General features: G+C 52.1%; 17 protein-coding genes. 9 read left to right on the top strand and 8 right to left on the bottom strand.

Annotated elements, in window-relative coordinates:
• Positions 1-63: 63 nt before the first annotated feature.
• Positions 64-837: a 3-hydroxybutyrate dehydrogenase gene (locus tag ACWI0H_RS10395; RefSeq protein WP_336273097.1), complete on the bottom strand. Its 774-nt coding sequence runs from the start codon at positions 835-837 to the stop codon at positions 64-66.
• Between the two features lie 57 nt (positions 838-894).
• Positions 895-1,314 (bottom strand): [NiFe]-hydrogenase assembly chaperone HybE, encoded by a 420-nt coding sequence (gene hybE, locus ACWI0H_RS10390; protein WP_485876109.1) that lies wholly within the window; start codon positions 1,312-1,314, stop codon positions 895-897.
• 184 nt (positions 1,315-1,498) lie between these two features.
• On the opposite strand from hybE, the gene ACWI0H_RS10385 reads away from it, so the two are divergent.
• Positions 1,499-1,762: a GrxA family glutaredoxin gene (locus ACWI0H_RS10385; RefSeq protein WP_035558335.1), complete on the top strand. Its 264-nt coding sequence runs from the start codon at positions 1,499-1,501 to the stop codon at positions 1,760-1,762.
• A 139-nt stretch (positions 1,763-1,901) separates the two neighbouring features.
• Positions 1,902-2,669 carry a VOC family protein gene (locus tag ACWI0H_RS10380; protein WP_485876108.1) on the top strand — a complete coding sequence of 256 codons (768 nt, stop codon included), beginning with the start codon at positions 1,902-1,904 and terminating at the stop codon, positions 2,667-2,669.
• 81 nt (positions 2,670-2,750) lie between these two features.
• Here ACWI0H_RS10380 and ACWI0H_RS10375 read toward each other — a convergent pair whose 3' ends face one another.
• Both ACWI0H_RS10375 and ACWI0H_RS10370 read right to left on the bottom strand, forming a co-directional pair.
• Entirely contained in the window at positions 2,751-3,413 is a 663-nt protein-coding gene (locus ACWI0H_RS10375) for a CoA transferase subunit B (RefSeq protein ID WP_008958016.1), read from the bottom strand.
• A gap of 78 nt (positions 3,414-3,491) precedes the next feature.
• Complete coding sequence (locus tag ACWI0H_RS10370; protein WP_008958017.1) at positions 3,492-4,190, bottom strand: CoA transferase subunit A; 699 nt, start codon at positions 4,188-4,190, stop codon at positions 3,492-3,494.
• A gap of 165 nt (positions 4,191-4,355) precedes the next feature.
• Between ACWI0H_RS10370 and ACWI0H_RS10365 the strand changes: the two genes are divergently transcribed.
• The 3 genes from ACWI0H_RS10365 to ACWI0H_RS10355 all read left to right on the top strand — a co-directional run bounded on the left by ACWI0H_RS10365 (position 4,356) and on the right by ACWI0H_RS10355 (position 7,139).
• Positions 4,356-5,252, top strand: coding sequence for a LysR family transcriptional regulator (locus ACWI0H_RS10365; RefSeq protein ID WP_485876105.1), 897 nt, complete (start codon positions 4,356-4,358; stop codon positions 5,250-5,252).
• A 106-nt stretch (positions 5,253-5,358) separates the two neighbouring features.
• Positions 5,359-6,240 carry an acetyltransferase gene (locus ACWI0H_RS10360; RefSeq protein WP_176302084.1) on the top strand — a complete coding sequence of 294 codons (882 nt, stop codon included), beginning with the start codon at positions 5,359-5,361 and terminating at the stop codon, positions 6,238-6,240.
• A gap of 32 nt (positions 6,241-6,272) precedes the next feature.
• On the top strand, positions 6,273-7,139 hold the full coding sequence (locus tag ACWI0H_RS10355; protein ID WP_485876200.1) for a murein hydrolase activator EnvC family protein: 867 nt from the start codon (positions 6,273-6,275) through the stop codon (positions 7,137-7,139).
• Positions 7,140-7,236: 97 nt separating this feature from the next.
• Here the strand turns inward: ACWI0H_RS10355 and gcvT are convergent, their stop codons facing one another.
• A complete protein-coding gene (gene gcvT, locus ACWI0H_RS10350) occupies positions 7,237-8,349 on the bottom strand; it encodes a glycine cleavage system aminomethyltransferase GcvT (protein ID WP_485876103.1) in 1,113 nt (370 codons plus the stop codon).
• A 126-nt stretch (positions 8,350-8,475) separates the two neighbouring features.
• Positions 8,476-9,882 carry an alanine/glycine:cation symporter family protein gene (locus ACWI0H_RS10345; protein ID WP_485876101.1) on the bottom strand — a complete coding sequence of 469 codons (1,407 nt, stop codon included), beginning with the start codon at positions 9,880-9,882 and terminating at the stop codon, positions 8,476-8,478.
• Positions 9,883-10,206: 324 nt separating this feature from the next.
• Here ACWI0H_RS10345 and gcvH point away from each other — a divergent pair, with 324 nt between their 5' ends.
• Positions 10,207-10,596, top strand: a complete 390-nt coding sequence (gene gcvH / locus ACWI0H_RS10340; RefSeq protein ID WP_008958023.1) for a glycine cleavage system protein GcvH — start codon at positions 10,207-10,209, stop codon at positions 10,594-10,596.
• Positions 10,597-10,680: 84 nt separating this feature from the next.
• Entirely contained in the window at positions 10,681-13,575 is a 2,895-nt protein-coding gene (gcvP, locus tag ACWI0H_RS10335) for an aminomethyl-transferring glycine dehydrogenase (RefSeq protein WP_485876099.1), read from the top strand.
• A 25-nt stretch (positions 13,576-13,600) separates the two neighbouring features.
• Here the strand turns inward: gcvP and ACWI0H_RS10330 are convergent, their stop codons facing one another.
• Entirely contained in the window at positions 13,601-14,509 is a 909-nt protein-coding gene (locus ACWI0H_RS10330) for a LysR family transcriptional regulator (RefSeq protein ID WP_485876097.1), read from the bottom strand.
• A gap of 147 nt (positions 14,510-14,656) precedes the next feature.
• Here ACWI0H_RS10330 and ppnN point away from each other — a divergent pair, with 147 nt between their 5' ends.
• Entirely contained in the window at positions 14,657-16,039 is a 1,383-nt protein-coding gene (ppnN, locus tag ACWI0H_RS10325; protein ID WP_485876095.1) for a nucleotide 5'-monophosphate nucleosidase PpnN, read from the top strand.
• Positions 16,040-16,207: 168 nt separating this feature from the next.
• Positions 16,208-16,408 (top strand): hypothetical protein, encoded by a 201-nt coding sequence (locus ACWI0H_RS10320; RefSeq protein ID WP_008958028.1) that lies wholly within the window; start codon positions 16,208-16,210, stop codon positions 16,406-16,408.
• Between the two features lie 101 nt (positions 16,409-16,509).
• Here ACWI0H_RS10320 and ACWI0H_RS10315 read toward each other — a convergent pair whose 3' ends face one another.
• Complete coding sequence (locus tag ACWI0H_RS10315) at positions 16,510-17,346, bottom strand: DUF6694 family lipoprotein (protein ID WP_485876093.1); 837 nt, start codon at positions 17,344-17,346, stop codon at positions 16,510-16,512.
• Positions 17,347-17,626: the final 280 nt, after the last annotated feature.

The raw sequence follows: 17,626 nt of genomic DNA, 5'->3' as shown, positions 1-17,626 counted from the left end.
GTTAACTGCTCACTAGTCCAAGCCCCCACCCTACTAAAACGTTTATGGCGGGGGCCTGAACGCTTAATGCGCCGTCCAGCCTAGATCAATATTAAAGCTTGATCCGGTCACCGCACCGGCAGCATCGGACGCCAGGTAGGCGACTAATTGCGCCACTTCCTCAGGCTCAATCAGGCGTTTGATCGCCGCCTCTTTTAGCATGACTTTCTCAATTACTTCCTGTTCATCCATACCGTGCAATTTAGCTTGGTCGGCGATCTGATTATCCACCAGTGGCGTTTTTACATAGGCAGGGCAAACAGCGTTAGCAGTAATCCCTTGCTCGCCACCTTCCAACGCTGCGGTTTTGGTCAGGCCAATCATACCGTGCTTAGCGCTGATGTAAGCTGCTTTGCCTGGCGAGGCCACCTGGGCATGTATTGAAGCCACGTTAACGATGCGCCCCCAGCCTTTTTCGCGCATGTGCGGCCAGGCCGCTTGCGTGAGCAGAAAGGGAGCGGTCAGCATCAGATCCATAATCTGCCGCCATTTTTCCTCGGGAAACGTCTCGATCGACGCAACATGCTGGATACCGGCGTTATTGACCAATATATCAACCCCGCCAAAACGCTTAACCGCATCGGCTACCGCCGCACGGCAGGCATCTGGATCGGTCAGGTCAGCTTCAAAAAAGGCAGCGCCAGCCTGTTCAGCAATCGCTTTTCCTGCCGGGTTAAAGTCGACAGCAAGCACTTGATGGCCTAGCTCGCAAAAGTGCTTAACAACCGCAGCACCGATACCACTGCTGGTCCCGGTGACCAGCGCTACACGCGGCGTTGAAACGGATGAGGAAGTCATAGGCATTTCCTTGTCATAAAAGTGGTCAGAAGGTGCTTTCAGTATAGCGGTACGTGGTTAAGCGTCAGGCTCATCGGCAGGTTGCATTAAACGCGCCATCATTTGCTGCGCCAACCTAGCAGCCTCCTGCATGTTCTCGAGCTCTTCTAGATTGCGCAAGATTGCACGCTTATAAAGTTCATAGCCACCGGGCAGGCGCTCAAGGGATAGCTGATAGGTACCTGAAGGCAAGGTAAGTGTCAGCGTATCTGCCAAGGATTCCGTTAGACGGGAGTGATCAGGCACTACGACTAGCCAAAGCTCACAGGGTGTAATGAACGCACCCACCATATTTCCTGCACCATGATGCTGAAAGCATAGCGCATCAACCCCTAAGCGTGGGTTCCATCCCTCCTGTTGTTTCATGGAAGGTAAATGCACATCTCGATAGACCTTCGCCAGTTCAGCAAGAGAGGCGTATTCGTCAGCAGTCAGCATATACATAAACGTGTGAATTTTTTCCAGGTGATAACAGGCATTAATGGGCAATGTAGCGAGCTGCTATTGGCGAAATAAGTGTTGCTAAGCCACAATGGGCGCAGATTATCGTGCCGCAAAGACTTTTCACTCGGTTACGTTCCACTTTGTAACTTATTCTGCTTATCGTAAAGGAGCGCCACCTATGTTTGTGGTTATTTTTGGTCGGATGTCCTGCCCCTTCTGTGTACGCGCTAAACACCTTGCGGATCACTTGGAAAAAGCCGGAAAAATTGAAGGGTACCGCTATGTTGATATGCCTTCTGAAGGCGTTACTAAAGAAGATATCGCCAAGACCGCTGGCAAACCCATTCACACCGTACCGCAAGTGTTTGTTGATCAAACCCATGTCGGTGGCTTTACCGAGTTTGATCAGTTTGTCCGCGACAAACAGCTCCTCGCCGTTTAATAGTAATTGGCGATTGCCACTGCGCTGCCGTTAAAACGCTCGTTAATACCCGTTGAACCCTTGCCTGCCTTGCTTGCCTATACTGTGCAGTTACTCATGGCCCACGCGAGGTGTGCCACTTTTGGGCAAGGAGTTCACCATGCAGCGTCAGGAGTTTGTTCAGCAGCTGTGGCTAGACTATGTACATACGCACCCCGATATTGGGGCATTGAGGCTGTGGCCACTCTCGGCCGCAGCCGAATATTTAACCTTAGTTACGCTCAACTACGGCCCTTTTTCCGCTACCGCGCTTAGCAGCAATTTAGCCCACATGGGCTATCGCGCTATTAGCCACTACGCCATGGCGGACAAAGGCCTACTCGTGCATTTACTAGCCCCCAGCGATGGCAGTAGCTGGCTGGTGCTTGCCGAATTGCAAATAGGCACCCTTTCTAAAGCGCCACGAGAAGCAATTGAAGGGCTTGTGCGCCAATCGCATCCTCAGGATTGCAAAGGGCATAATTTACTTTGCCGCGGCAGACCCTGGCCAATGCCCTCTTGGGCGCTTTACCAGCAGTTGCAACAGGCCCATCCGCTAGCCGCATGGCTTGCGGTCATGGGACCCCGCTTGCACCACGCGGGCTTTGATTGTGGTCAGCTTGGCGAACCGTTAGCCGTTTTGGATCAACGTCTCCAAGAGGTAGGCATGCTGGGCCTGCAAGAGCAGCAGAACGGTGTTTTTACGGTGTCATCGCTGCTCGACCATCGCTTTTACCCAACGACACCGCAGAAAGCCGTATTCGCCGATGGCGATGAACATCGCCTCTGCTTAGGGGGGCTGGCGCTCGTCCAAAAACATGTAGAGCATAGTCACGAGCGCCTGGCCGACGTACTTCTGCCCCATCACACACGCTGTGAAATGGCGTGAGACGCTAACTCTTTTCAGTTAGTGTCTCACTATCCCACTATCTTTAATGCTACTCGGCTTAAAGGCTGACGGGGTGCCTTATTAAGCGTCAAAGGTCATTTCAGGCACGTGGTCTGGCACGATTAGTTTGCCCGCTGTTTTTTCGACAATTTCTTCAACGCTAACGCCGGGCGCACGCTCTTTGAGGATAAAAGCACCGTCTTTGATTTCCAAATAAGCGAGATCGGTCAAAACACGGTTAATACAACCAGCCCCCGTCAGCGGCAGCTCACATTTTTCCAGCAGTTTGGATTCGCCATGTTTAGAGGCATGCGTCATGGTGCAAATAATATTGTCAGCGCCAGCCACCAGATCCATGGCGCCGCCCATGCCTTTGATAAGCTTGCCGGGGATCATCCACGAGGCGATATTGCCTTGTTGATCAACCTCAAAGGCGCCCAGCACGGTCAAATCCACGTGCCCACCACGAATCATGGCAAAGGACTCAGCTGAAGAGAAAATCGCCGCGCCTGGGCGCGCCGTCACGGTCTCTTTACCCGCATTGATCATATCTGCATCAAGCTCTTCTTCGGTAGGATAACGGCCCATCCCCAGCAGTCCATTTTCGGATTGCAGCATGACATCAATGCCGTCTGGAATGTAATTGGCAACCAGGGTGGGAATACCAATGCCCAAATTGACGTAAAAGCCATCTTGAAGTTCGCGAGCGACACGCTGGGCCATCTGTTCTCGTGTTAAAGCCATGGTGACTACCTCTTGTTGAATCATTAAATGGGAAGCGAGTGAGATATTTGAAATTTAAGTCTTTGAAAAAGCGGTGATTTAACTACGTACCGTGCGTTTTTCAATGCGCTTTTCAAACGTGCCTTGAATAATCCGATCCACATAAATGCCTGGCGTATGGATCTGGCTAGGCTCAAGCTCACCCGGCTCCACAATTTCTTCAACTTCAACCACGGTGATTTTCCCCGCGGTGGCGGCCATGGGGTTAAAATTTTGTGCTGTATGGCGATACATCACATTGCCATAGCGATCCGCTTTCCAGCCTTTCACAATGGCAAAATCACCAATAATGGCTTCTTCTAAAATATAGTGCCGATCATTGAAGACACGTACTTCCTTGCCTTCGCCAATCGGCGTGCCGTAGCCGGTGGCAGTGTAAAAAGCAGGGATACCCGCACCACCTGCGCGCATTTTTTCTGCCAACGTGCCTTGAGGCGTCAATACCACCTCAATTTCATCGTTCAGCATTTGCTTCTCAAATAACGCGTTTTCACCTACGTAAGAGGCCAGAATTTTACTAATTTGACGATCTTCAAGCAGTATCCCCAAGCCAAAACCATCCACACCACAGTTGTTTGAAACCACGGTAAGGTCTTTAACGCCGCGACGCTTGATTTCAGCGATCAGGTTTTCGGGAATACCGCATAAGCCAAAGCCGCCAGCAATGACGGTCATACCGCTCTCGATGCCTTCCATCGCTTCTTCGTAGGAAGATACTCGCTTATCGAATCCTGCCATTGTTGTGCCTCACGTTGTTGTCATTAAATATGAGTGGTCATTGATATGAGCTGTCAGTAATACATAGACCGCCCCTTACGATAGTGCCAGTGTTGTGCCAGATGATATATTTGTTAAGTTTGTTTTTCTTATCAATTCATTAGTAAAACTTATAAAAGGCACTTTATGACCGTCAAACAGCTGCGCGCCTTCCTCGCGGTCGCCCAAACGCTCAGCTTTACCCAAGCCTGTGAGCGGCTGCATTTATCCCAGCCAGCGCTCAGCTTGGCGATCAAAGGGCTAGAAGAGTCTTTGGGGGGCAAATTGTTAATCCGGAGCACCCGTAGCGTTAGGCTAACCCCAGAAGGCGAGTCACTGCTACCGCTGGCCAAACACTTGCTGGCCCAATGGGATAATACCGAAGAACGGTTGCGTCAACGCTTCACGCTTCAGCTGGGCCGGTTAAGCGTCGCCGCCATGCCTGCTTTCGCCTGTAACTTGTTACCCGCAGCGTTAGTTAAGTTTCGCCAGCAATATCCCAAGATCAATATCACAGTCCACGACGTCATCAATGAAGAAGTCACTGAAATGGTGCGCTCTCGGCAGGTGGAAATGGGAATCGCTTTCTCACCGGAAGGCGCGGGCAGCCTGCTGTTTACCCCCCTGTTTGAAGATCATTTTGTCGCGGTGGTACCACCGACTTCCTCGCTAAATCAAGCCTCACAGCTCGCTTGGTCGACCCTTCTCAATCACGATTTTATTACGCTGCAGCGCCCTTCTATGGTGCGCCGCTTACTGGAACAGGAGCTGCGGAAACAACACATGGAACTGCCTGTGGCGTTTGAAAGCCACCAGCTCTCCACCGTCGGAAGAATGGTTGCTGACGGGTTAGGGGTGAGCGCAGTGCCTTCTATGTGTATTCGACAAATGCATGAGCTGGGCGCCCGGTGCATACCGCTAACAGCGCCAGCCATCTCTTGCCGTGTAGGTATTTTGACACACCAAGAGCTTTCCGTTGCCGCCCATGCGCTTCGCACTGTACTGCTTAATACCGTTCAAGCGCCTTCGCTCCCTCTCGACTAACCCTCTGCTAAGTTGATGAGACGAACTGGGGTTCTGCTGGGCAGCGTGGCTAGGATCATTTAGCATTCAGTATTAAGCTATTCGTCTGACGGTAAGGAAACGTGGTATGCCTATTTTCAAGGGGCTTGTCAGCGCTCTGCTGCTAACGCTCAACACGCTATTTTGGGGCGTACCTCTAATTCTGTTGACGCTACTCAAACTCATTGCTCCCGGGCAGCGACTGAAACAGAAGGTGCTGCTGGGTTTAAATGCCGTGGCACTCAACTGGATTGGCTTTAATCTGTGGTGGATGCGGCATTGGCTTAAGCCTGACGTATCAATCACCGTTCCCGAGCAGTTGAGCCCCAATCAGTGGTGGCTGGTAATATCCAACCACCGCAGCTGGACTGATATCTTTATGCTATTCATGGCGTTACACCGCCGTATTCCGATGCCGCGTTTTTTCCTCAAACGTCAATTAATCTGGATTCCTATCGTTGGCTTGGCTTTTTGGGCACTCGAATTCCCCTTCATGCGCCGCTTTAGCCGTGAACAAATAGCTAAAAACCCCAAACTTGCCACCATAGACCGCACGTCTACCGAGCGTATGTGCCAACAGGCACGTAATACCCCGATTGCGATTTTTAATTTCGTCGAAGGCACGCGTTTTAGCGTCGCTAAGCGCGATGCCCAGCAAAGCCCTTATCATCACTTGTTGCGCCCCAAAGCAGGTGGCGTTGCCCAGGTACTTAGCCTGCTAGGCAGTCAATTAGATGGTATTCTGGACGTAACCATTAGCTATACCAACCCATCCCCCACTTTTTGGGGTTTTTTGTGCGGTAATGAAGCACCCATTACGCTATACGCACGGCAACTAGATATTCCTCAGTGGATGTACGCACCTAATAACCACGACGAAAAGCAGCATAAGGAACGTTTCCACACATGGATCAATTCACTCTGGCGGGAAAAAGATGGTTTGTTGGACGGCCAAACCGATCACGACTGATTGGTTTGTTAAGCACCTGCCTATTAGCCGGAATGCTTGTCGGCTGTGCCAATGCGCCTCAATCGTCATACCAGCGTGCTGCGGCCCCTAGTGCTACGCAGATTAGTGGCAATTGGGTGCAGGTACAGCGCGGTGACACACTCGGGCAGATGGCATCCCGCGCTAATGTGCCGCTAGAACGGTTACAACGATTTAACCCAGGCGTGAATGCACGACGGCTTAAGGTAGGCCAACGGTTATTGATCCCCACTCAGCAAGAGCGCGCGCCCTCCGGCGGTCCTTATCGTTACCAAATTCGCCCCGGCGATACGTTTTCGAGTGTCGCCCGCCATTTTGGTACCACCAGCGGCCGTATTCAGAGCGCCAACCCTAGCGCCACGCCCACTAACTTACGAATAGGCCAAGTCGTTAGCGTTCCGCTTGGCGGCTCTGCGCCTCGAACCGCTGCTAGCAGTAGTGGTTCACCTAGCCCTAACCGACCCGCTGCCGCGCCCAGTAGTGCACCCAGTCAGGTGCTGCCCGCTTCAGCTAGACGCTGGCCCTGGCCATTGGATGATTATCGTGTGGTTCGCCGCTTTGGCCCAGATAGCCGTGGCACTCTCCAGCCAATGCTGCTGGCAACACAAGCGGGCGCCCAAGCAAAATCTGTCGCCGCCGGTGAAGTACGTTTTGCTGATGGTATGCGCCAGCTTGGCGAAGTAATGATTGTGCATCATGCCGATAATCTCCAAACCGTCTACGCGCTTTGTGATCGCATATTGGTCAAGGTAGGCAAGCAGGTGAACGCGGGTGATGCGCTTTGCGAAGTCGGCCAAAGCAGTGCTACTCAACGCTATGATCTTCTCTTTGATCTACGCCAGGGTGGTAAACCCATCGATCCTAGGCAGGTGCTGCGCTAAAGCTCTTCGTAAAGCACTGGTTAAAGCACTTGTTAAAAACCAAGCGGCCCCTGTTTAAACAGGGGCCGTAGGGTTTAGGTTAGTGCCTGCCGTTTTGTTAGCCGCGATAGTAGCCTGGTTTTACAAACGGCATAGGGGTAACCACCATGGGTAACTGCTTACCGCGCACTACCGCAAACACAGTGCTTTGCGGCGCCTCCAGCTCACGGGTCACATAACCCATCGCCACCGGTTTACCGATGCTCGGTCCAAAGCTGCCCGATGTCACCACCCCAATCTCATTGCCCGCTTCGTCTACCAGCTGCGCCCCCTCACGTACCGGTGCACGCCCGTCGGCCAACAGACCAACGCGCTTGCGGGTATGATCTTTGGCATCGACTTGATGCAGGATAACGTCAGCCCCAGGAAAACCGCCTGCACGCTCGCCGCCATGGCGACGCGGTTTACCAATCGCCCAAATCAGCCCGGCTTCAACAGGCGTCGTTTGCATATCCATATCGTGCCCGTAGAGGCATAACCCTGCTTCCAGACGCAATGAATCTCGTGCGCCCAAGCCAATAGCCTCTACTTCAGGTTCTGCCAGCAACCGCTCGGCGAAAGCTTCGCAGGCATCAGCCGCGACTGAAATTTCAAAGCCATCTTCACCGGTATAGCCACTGCGGCTCACCCACACTTCCTGCCCCGCAATAGTGAAGCGGCCATGCTGCATAAACACTAATTCGCACACTTCAGGACACAACCGCTGCATCACATCTCGCGCCTGGGGCCCTTGGAGCGCCAGCAAGCCACGATCTAATGTCTCTACCTCATGGGTTGATGCTAAATTCAAACGCAAATGCGCTAAATCCTGATCTTTACAGGCAGCGTTCACTACGAGATAAAAGTGATCGCCTGCATTGACCACCATCAGGTCATCAATAATGCCACCTTCAGTGCTGGTGAATAGCCCATACCGTTGAGCGCCTTTTGCAAGCCCCACTAAATCAGCGGGTATCAAGGTTTCCAGCGCTTCAGCGACATTATTGCCGGACACACTAATCTGCCCCATGTGTGAGACGTCAAACAGGCCGCACTTCTGGCGAGTGTGTTCATGCTCCTTTTTGACCCCCAGCGGGTACTGCACAGGCATTTCGTAGCCAGCAAAAGGCACCATTTTGGCACCCAATTGGAGGTGCAGCGCATGCAGCGGCGTTTGCTTTAATTCAGACATGGGGGATTCCTCACTTAGAAATTCTTCACTCACAAAAGAGAACGGGAAGCCACCTGTGTGCCTTCCCGACTCCATTTATCTATACATCAAACATTCACTTGCAGCTCACCTAACAAGCTGAAGGCTTTATTGATCGTGTTCCAGCTCTTCACCCGGTAGTACATCTTTGCCATCGAAATAGTCCTTGGTTAGCTTAAAGACTACCGGCGAAAGCAGTGCCAAGGCAATCAGGTTGGGAATGGCCATCATGGCATTGAAGGTATCCGCCATTAACCAGATAAAGCCCAACTGAGCGATGGCGCCTAGCGGGATCGCCAACACGAACAGCACGCGATAGATCATGATAGAACGCGTGCCAAACAGGAACTGGCAGCACTTTTCACCATAAAATGACCAGCCAAGAATGGTGGTGAAGGCAAAGACAGCCAAGGCGACCGCGACAATTTGATTACCGAACCCTGGCAGCGCGGCGTCAAACGAGAGCGCGGTCAGCGACGCGCCGGCTTCACCGTCGATCCATACGCTAGAAGTCAAAATCACCAGTGCGGTAATCGTGCAGACAATAATGGTATCGATAAAAGTACCCAGCATCGCGATTAAGCCCTGGCGCACCGGATTTTTGGTTTTTGCCGCTGCGTGGGCAATCGGCGCACTACCTAAACCCGCTTCGTTAGAGAAGATGCCTCGCGCCACACCAAAGCGAATCGCCGCCATGACCGCTGCACCGGCAAAACCACCGGCCGCCGCCATCGGATTAAAGGCATAGTAAAAGATTAAGCCAAAAGCTTCGCCAATCTGTCCGGCGTTAATGATCAATACCAGCAGACCTGCCACCACATAGGCAATGCCCATGATGGGGACCAGCTTACCCGCCACCTTAGCGATACGCTTGATACCACCAAGAATGACCGCCCCTGCCAGCACCATAATGATCACGCCCGTGACCCAGTGCGGCACACCAAAAGTGGCATCCATAGCATCTGCCACTGAGTTCGACTGTACGGTATTACCAATACCGAAAGCAGCCACGCCGCCGAAGAAAGCAAAGACACCGCCCAGCCAGAGCCATTTTTTGCCCAAACCGTTTTTGATATAAAACATCGGCCCACCGACATGGAAACCAGTGCTATCGGTTTCACGGTAACGGACAGCCAATACCGCTTCGGCAAATTTCGTTGCCATCCCTACTAGCGCGGTAATCCACATCCAAAAAACCGCGCCAGGGCCACCTAGCGCAATCGCTGTGGCGACACCGGCAATGTTACCGGTACCGATGGTCGCCGACAGCGCTGTCATCAACGCATCAAAGGGAGATATTTCCCCCTCATCGCCCTCTTTACTCACCGCTTTATCAGCGCTTGGCTTTGGCTCACGTCCTGCCCACATTAGCTTGAAACCCATACCGAGCTTTCTAATCGGCATCAGTTTCAAGCCAATCTGCAGGTAGATACCTACACCCAGGAGCAAGATCAACATGATGGGTCCCCACACCACGCCGTTGATTGCCCCCAAGAGGCTAGTTAATGTTTCCATGTGCTTCTCCTCACCCTGTTAGTTTGTTGCATTTGTTAACCCAGAATCTGCATGTTTTACACTATGTGGCTAGTGGTCTTCTATGGTGATGTCGCTTGCGCATAGAGGATGCCACTTTTTTCATAACCAAACACAAAGGAATAACGGAATCAAAATACCTAGCTCTACTAGTTTGAAGGGAGCAGATAAGAAATTTGTTTCCGATTGGAAACACGTTAACATACATCTTTATTCGCTCGCTTTCCGCTAGCCGACAGTCGCTAAGGTGAGCGACAACCGCTAGCATGCCCGGGTCCAGACAACTGTTTCATATAGGAAAACATCATGAGCAACCTTCCTGCCAATCTCCGTTACGCTGAAAGCCACGAGTGGGTACTTGACCACAAAGATGGCACCGTTACCGTCGGCATTACCGATCACGCCCAACAAGCACTGGGTGATGTCGTTTTTGTGGAACTGCCGGAAGTGGGCGCGGCACTGACAAAAGGCCAAGAGTTTGGTGTGATTGAATCGGTTAAAGCCGCTTCTGATCTTTACTCCCCCGTTGCGGGCGAAGTGATTGAAGTGAATGAAGCCCTTGAAGACGCTCCCGAAACAGTCAATGACGCGCCTTATGAAGGCGGCTGGATTATGAAAGTTCGCCTAGACAGCGATGCCATTGATGGCCTATTAGACGCCGATGCCTACCAGGCAACACTCAGCGCTGACGAATAAAGCAAACTCAGGCGCCTGCCTTTTCTGGCAGGCGCTTCGCTTATTATCCTGCACGGCTCTCTCTTAACGTTCGGAATCTTCTTCATGTCTCTTGAAACACGCCGCCTGGCCGAGCTGGCCGACCACGATGCTTTTATCAAACGTCATAATGGTCCAAGTAGTGATGACGTTACCACGATGTTAAAAGCGCTCAATATGCAGCACATGGAAGATCTGATCGAGCAGACCGTGCCAAGCGATATCCGCCTGGGGCGCGAACTGTCGCTAGACGATCCGCGCAGTGAATCCGAAGCGTTAGAGTACTTAGCTCAGCTGGCGCGGCAAAATCGCGTGGCTAAAAGCTACATTGGCCAAGGCTATTACGGCACGCACATGCCAGCGGTCATTCAGCGCAATGTGCTGGAAAATCCAGGTTGGTACACGGCTTATACGCCTTACCAACCGGAAATTTCTCAAGGCCGCCTGGAAGGCCTACTGAACTTCCAGCAAGTGGTAATGGATTTAACCGGCATGGAGCTTGCGAATGCTTCACTGCTTGACGAAGCCACTGCTGCCGCCGAAGCCATGGCGCTGTGTAAGCGCGGCAATAAGAAAAGTAAATCCAACGCTTTCTTCGTCGCCGACGATGTATTCCCACAAACGCTGGACGTGGTTAAAACCCGTGCGGAGTTCTTTGGTTTCGAACTGATTATGGGACCGGCTGAAGAACTGGCAGCCCACGATGTGTTTGGAGCCCTGGTACAGTACCCGTCTGCCAGCGGTGAAGTTCGTGACTTAGCGCCGCTTTTGAACGCAGCCGCCGACCGCAACATCATGACCTGCGTGGCGACCGACCTTTTGAGTTTGGTGCTGCTGAAAGAGCCTGGCAAGTTTGGCGCGGATATCGTGGTGGGCAACTCCCAGCGTTTTGGCGTACCCATGGGCTTTGGTGGGCCTCATGCAGCGTTCTTTGCCACATCAGATAAGCTCAAGCGCTCAATCCCAGGGCGGATTATCGGCGTCTCCAAAGATAGCCGCGGCAATACCGCCCTGCGCATGGCGATGCAAACTCGCGAACAGCATATTCGCCGCGAAAAAGCGACCTCGAATATCTGTACCGCCCAGGCATTGCTGGCCAATATTGCCGGTTTTTATGCGACCTATCACGGCGCTGAGGGTCTGCGCAAAATTGCGGGCCGCGTTCATCGTTTAACCACCCTACTTGCTGAAGGCCTTAAGCAGGCAGGCGTCGCACTCGCCCATGACAGCTGGTTTGATACGCTATGCTTGACAGGCGTTGATGCAGGCAAGATTCATGGCCGCGCCATGACCCATGACATTAACCTGCACTACTTCGCCAATGGCGATGTGGGCATCAGCCTGGATGAAACCACCACCGCTCATGACGTAGCAGCGCTGTTCGACGTACTGCTCGGCGATGAGCACGGGCTGTCTATCGCAGCGCTAGATGAGCAGGTGGTCGCTAACAACGCTTCCGGCATTCCTGCTGCCTGCCAGCGTGAAAGTGACTTTTTGAGCCACCCCACGTTTAGCCGCTACCGCAGCGAAACCGAAATGCTGCGCTACCTGAAACGTCTGGAGAATAAGGATCTATCGCTTGCCCACGCGATGATTCCGCTCGGCTCCTGCACCATGAAGCTCAACGCCACCAGTGAAATGATCCCGGTTTCCTGGCCCTCTTTTGCGCATCTTCACCCGTTTGCGCCTCGCGATCAGGTCGCTGGCTATCATCAAATGATCGATGAACTCTCGGCCTTCTTGGTCGAAGTGACCGGTTATGATCATCTCTCCATGCAGCCTAACTCCGGTGCTCAGGGGGAATATGCAGGTTTAGTGGCGATTCGCCGTTACCAGGCGGCCCAGGGCGAAGGTCATCGTGATGTCTGCTTGATTCCTAGCTCTGCTCACGGCACCAATCCTGCCTCAGCGGCGATGGTGCAGATGAAAGTGGTCGTGGTTGAATGCGATCAAAACGGCAACATTGATATGGCTGATTTACGCGCGAAAGCCGAGCAGCACCGCGATCAGCTGTCTGCCATTATGCTGACCTACCCGTCGACCCACGGCGTGTTTGAAACCAGCGTGCGCGAAGCGTGCAAAGTAGTGCATGACAATGGCGGCCAAGTCTATATTGATGGTGCCAATATGAACGCTCAGGTGGGCTTGACGCGTCCCGGCGATTTCGGCGGCGATGTGTCCCACCTCAATCTGCATAAAACGTTCTGTATTCCCCACGGCGGCGGTGGCCCAGGCATGGGCCCCATCGGCGTTAAAGCGCACCTAGCGCCCTACGTTTCTAACCACGTGGTTACGCCGATCAACGGTGTGAATAGCGATAGCGGTGCGGTATCCGCAGCCGCCTTTGGCAGCGCCTCGATCTTACCGATTTCGTGGGCCTATATTAAAATGATGGGCGCGCGCGGCCTGCGTGAAGCCACCGAGCTTGCCATCCTAAACGCCAATTACATTGCCAAGCGTTTGGAAGCGTCATTCCCTATTCTTTATCGCGGCCAGAACGGCACCGTCGCCCACGAATGCATTATCGATATTCGCCCGCTCAAAGCGGCCTCCGGGATTAGCGAAGAGGATATTGCCAAGCGCTTAATGGATTACGGCTTCCACGCACCGACTATGTCATTCCCGGTGCCAGGCACGCTAATGATCGAGCCGACCGAATCGGAGTCGCTGTATGAAATTGACCGCTTCTGCGATGCCATGATCGCCATTCGTGACGAGATTGCCCGGGTGGAAAGCGGTGAATGGCCGTTGGACAATAATCCACTGGTCAATGCGCCGCACACTCAGGCGGACCTGATGGATAGTGACTGGCAACGGCCTTATAACCGCCAGTTAGCTGCCTTCCCCACCGCTGCTGTACAAGCCGCTAAATACTGGCCTGCCGTTAACCGCGTTGATAACGTATTTGGCGACCGTCAGTTGATCTGCTCTTGCCCCAGCATTGACGAGTATCGCGACTAAACGCCACTTAAACGCCCCTGCTGCTTTAACCGTTCGATGGCATCAGGGGCGTTTTTTCTTGCACACGCTGGGCGTGAAAGCCGTTTAACAGCTTTTCGTAGCGTTTAGGCAGTACCGAGTCGCGACGGCGAAGTAGATAAAGCACTTCATTGACCACATTGGGCAGATTGAGTGCTTTGACTTGGCGCTGCCAGGGAGACGTCTCCAACACCAATCTCGATACCACGGTAAAGCCAAGCCCCCTGGCGACCGCATCCAGCACCATGCTGACTTCATTGGTAAAGCCCTGATGGCGGAAGTGCGTCATTGAACGAAACTCATCCGGATAATTAGCCCGTAATAGCGCATTAGCGTGGTTAATGCCGTCGTAATAATTGAGAAAGCCAATCCCCATCAAATCAGACAGCGTACTACCGGCAAAATCAGCGGGCACCACTAAACAGAGAGGCTCCTGATGCCAAATAGAGCAATGAAGTTCAGGGTGACTCATTGCCTCCGTGACAATGCCAATGTCATAGCGGCCATCTAACAGATCATTCACAATTTCATGGTTAAAAGCGAAACTATAGTTGACCGTTAAATTGGGGTGCATTTGCTGCTGGCCCAAAATATACGGATAAAACATCAGACCCACGCTTCCAGGTGATGCAATACGGCAATCGCCACTATCGAGTGAGTCGTCATCTAGGCCATGACGAAACTGTTCATGCTCAGCAAACAGCTTCAACGCATAATCATAAGCTCGCCGCCCCGTTTCCGTTAGCGTAAAACTGCGCCCCTTGCGCTCAAGCAGCTCTTTATTTAAGTAGCTTTCTAGCTTGCGAACATGCTGGCTTACGCCGGGCTGCGTCATTTCCAAGCGATGAGCGGTACGGGTAAAACTGCCTGTTTCCACTAACGTAATAAACGTACGGAAATATTGAGCGTTAAACATAGTAAAGAACCATTGTCTTTAGCAGCCATCCTTTTGAACAGGGTTCATAGTAGCACAGCGGCCCGGGCAGCCGTTGCGCCGCTGTACCGGCTGCCTGGGCATGGTAAACTGCCAATAGCACTCAAACGACCAGGGACAGCCCCACTAATGACCGCAACTGCTCAACCCCGCGCCACCCTTTCCAGTATCATTTCCCCAGAAGGAAGCCTGGAAGTACTTTCTCAGCATGAAGTTAATCGCCTGCATAAAACCTCTCAAAGTGGCCTTCATGATTTACTTCGGCGTTGCGCACTGGCGGTTTTAAATTGTGGTAACCCAAGTGACGACAGTCTGGCGATTTTAGAAGCCTATAAAGATTTTGATATTGAAGTATTGCAACAAGATCGCGGCATTCGCTTAAAGCTGACTAACGCGCCAGCGGAAGCGTTCGTGGATGGCCGCATGATCCGCGGCATCCGCGAACATCTCTCCTCAATCATTCGCGATATCGTTTACGTTTATAACGAAATTCAACATCACAACCGCTTTGACCTTAGCACTGGCGAAGGCACTACCAATGCGGTCTTCCATATTCTGCGCAAAGCGGGCACGTTGAAACCTGGCCGCGACCCTAGCCTAGTGGTCTGCTGGGGCGGTCACTCTATTTCTCGTGAAGAGTATGAGTATACCAAGGACGTCGGCTACCACTTAGGTCTGCGTGGTTTAGATATTTGTACCGGCTGTGGGCCAGGCGCTATGAAAGGCCCCATGAAAGGCGCAAATGTCGCCCATGCAAAACAGCGCCGTAAAGAAAGCCGTTATTTAGGCATTTCAGAACCGGGCATAATCGCCGCAGAAGCGCCCAATCCGATAGTTAATGAATTGGTCGTCATGCCCGATATTGAGAAACGACTGGAAGCTTTTGTGCGTCTAGGACATGGCATTGTCGTCTTTCCAGGCGGTGTCGGGACCGCGGAAGAGATCCTCTATTTATTGGGTATTTTGCTGCACCCAAGCAATAAAGATATCCCATTCCCGTTAATTTTCACTGGCCCTGCCGATTCTGCTGCCTACTTTCAGAAAATCGATGAATTCCTGATCTATACGCTCGGGGAAGAAATTCGTCGCTACTACACGATTATTACAGGCGACCCGGTGGCGGTTGCTCGCACCATGCGCCATGGCATCGACGAAATTGCTGAATTTAGGCGCACACACCAGGATGCGTTCTACTACAACTGGCGGTTAACCATTGCACGCGATTTTCAGGCAACGTTTCAACCGACCCATGAAGCGATGCGATCGCTAGCGCTTCACCGTTTACAACCAACTCATGAGCTAGCCGCTAACCTGCGCCGGGCGTTCTCCGGGATTGTAGCGGGCAATGTTAAAGAAGACGGTATTCGCGCCATTGAAGCCCATGGTCCCTTTGTGCTGACGGCTGAGCCTGAACTGATGCAGCGCTTGGATGAACTATTGACCTCATTTGTGGCACAAGGTCGCATGAAGCTAGATGGTCAGCATTACACACCCTGCTACGTACTTAAATAAACCGCAACACCGCACCACAGCTGACGATTAGGTGGCGGCTGTGTGCTACAGGCGCGATCAGCCCCAGACAATAGGAACCATTCCAGAAATAAGTGGCCTGATTAGCTACACTTAGCGTGGGCAATGCACCAGTCACTATTGCCCTAATCACTACTGAAAGGAACTCACATGTCGATGATTAATCAGTTACAAGATGTAAAAACAAAGGATTTCGCCAAACACTGCTATGAAAGCAGTAGCGTCGATAAATTACGCGATGCCGCCGAAGGCAGTCCCGACCAAGCAGAAATGGAACATTGGGGGCTAACGGAAGGACAGTGGGAAGAAGCCATAGTGGCTGCGTTGGCGGATCATGAAGCCAAAGAGTAAATAACTTCAAATAGCGGGTAACCGCTATAACACATGCGCCCTAACAGCCAAACGTTAGGGCGTTTTGTAGTACGGCAACCTTACTTTATTCCACACGACGCTTATTCCACGTTCGATAACGCCACACCGCCATACTCCGCCCGAAGACGCTCTAGCTTGGTAATTTCGCTTTTGCTTAGCGCTGGGGAGTCCCATAATGGCTGCTCATCAGCTCCTCGCAGGCCTTCCAATCTAACTGTCAGTTCTGCATTACTTGGTATTTGAGGTTCTCCCCAGGGGCCAAAACGATTAGGCGCAAGACTCCAGGCCAGCGTCTCTCCCGGCTCAATCCCCCCCGGTACAACGTAGTAGAATTGCTCATCGACCCAAGGCTGTGAGCGGTCAGGACTGGTAACGATTCCTCTTAAAGACAGCTCGGAAACGACCTTATCAGTGTTATTCGTCACTTCAAGATCAATCACTGGCTCAGGAGCCCCATAAGGGCTCTTGCCCATGTAATAGCGAGCATTATCAATACTGAAACGCGCTAACTGCTGCTGGTCGCTTTTCGCCTTAGCCTGCTTCTCTTCTAATCGTGTTAACGTGCGAATTGCCTGCTCACGCTCTCGTGACCGGCGCTCGCGAAGTATTTGATCGGCGCGCTGAATAACCTGATCGCCAGTCAATCCATGCATTTGCACATTGGCTGACTCAGCGATCTCTGCCGCGTTCATACGGTTAGGATTAAGAATATCAATGCTGTTAAATGTCGATGCCGTCGAAATAATAATGAGCCCTTGATCAAAATCGTCGCGCTTATAAGTAGGCAGCGAGTTGCGCACTTTTTCGACCGAGACGACTGACGCGGGCATGGAGCTTGTGTCAATTTTGGGGTCTGAACAACCCGCTATCATGAGTACTGATAGTGCTATTGCAGACAGCCTTAGAGGGCTACACATACACACACCTCAACGCAGACAATGGTAAAAATTGCTGAGGAGCTTAACGGAAAGTACTATTTATCACTACCCTTTGGTGCTAGCGAGTTAAATTTGCCATCACCATAGTGGCACACCGTCATCGTATTCTCTTTACTAGTAGTTACGATGCAGAACGAACAAAATCAAAGAGAGATGCTGGCTTGCCTAAGAGGGTGTAACCTGAATTCATAGCGATGCACAACCCCCTTCTCTTTTTACTCTTATTGCCACCCTAACAACCTTATAAAAGAGAGTAAGA

It is taken from the genome of Halomonas sp. NYA30 (assembly GCF_976980765.1).
Note: the sequence above shows the minus strand (reverse complement) of the source record. Positions and strands in the feature narration are given on the sequence as shown.

Bases quoted from the DNA above. Each gene is read 5' to 3' on its own strand.
- ACWI0H_RS10395 (WP_336273097.1), bottom strand. From the start codon at position 837: ATGACTTCCTCATCCGTTTCAACGCCGCGTGTAGCGCTGGTCACCGGG.
- hybE (WP_485876109.1), bottom strand. From the start codon at position 1,314: ATGCTGACTGCTGACGAATACGCCTCTCTTGCTGAACTGGCGAAGGTC.
- ACWI0H_RS10385 (WP_035558335.1), top strand. From the start codon at position 1,499: ATGTTTGTGGTTATTTTTGGTCGGATGTCCTGCCCCTTCTGTGTACGC.
- ACWI0H_RS10380 (WP_485876108.1), top strand. From the start codon at position 1,902: ATGCAGCGTCAGGAGTTTGTTCAGCAGCTGTGGCTAGACTATGTACAT.
- ACWI0H_RS10375 (WP_008958016.1), bottom strand. From the start codon at position 3,413: ATGGCTTTAACACGAGAACAGATGGCCCAGCGTGTCGCTCGCGAACTT.
- ACWI0H_RS10370 (WP_008958017.1), bottom strand. From the start codon at position 4,190: ATGGCAGGATTCGATAAGCGAGTATCTTCCTACGAAGAAGCGATGGAA.
- ACWI0H_RS10365 (WP_485876105.1), top strand. From the start codon at position 4,356: ATGACCGTCAAACAGCTGCGCGCCTTCCTCGCGGTCGCCCAAACGCTC.
- ACWI0H_RS10360 (WP_176302084.1), top strand. From the start codon at position 5,359: ATGCCTATTTTCAAGGGGCTTGTCAGCGCTCTGCTGCTAACGCTCAAC.
- ACWI0H_RS10355 (WP_485876200.1), top strand. From the start codon at position 6,273: ATGCTTGTCGGCTGTGCCAATGCGCCTCAATCGTCATACCAGCGTGCT.
- gcvT (WP_485876103.1), bottom strand. From the start codon at position 8,349: ATGTCTGAATTAAAGCAAACGCCGCTGCATGCGCTGCACCTCCAATTG.
- ACWI0H_RS10345 (WP_485876101.1), bottom strand. From the start codon at position 9,882: ATGGAAACATTAACTAGCCTCTTGGGGGCAATCAACGGCGTGGTGTGG.
- gcvH (WP_008958023.1), top strand. From the start codon at position 10,207: ATGAGCAACCTTCCTGCCAATCTCCGTTACGCTGAAAGCCACGAGTGG.
- gcvP (WP_485876099.1), top strand. From the start codon at position 10,681: ATGTCTCTTGAAACACGCCGCCTGGCCGAGCTGGCCGACCACGATGCT.
- ACWI0H_RS10330 (WP_485876097.1), bottom strand. From the start codon at position 14,509: ATGTTTAACGCTCAATATTTCCGTACGTTTATTACGTTAGTGGAAACA.
- ppnN (WP_485876095.1), top strand. From the start codon at position 14,657: ATGACCGCAACTGCTCAACCCCGCGCCACCCTTTCCAGTATCATTTCC.
- ACWI0H_RS10320 (WP_008958028.1), top strand. From the start codon at position 16,208: ATGTCGATGATTAATCAGTTACAAGATGTAAAAACAAAGGATTTCGCC.
- ACWI0H_RS10315 (WP_485876093.1), bottom strand. From the start codon at position 17,346: ATGTGTAGCCCTCTAAGGCTGTCTGCAATAGCACTATCAGTACTCATG.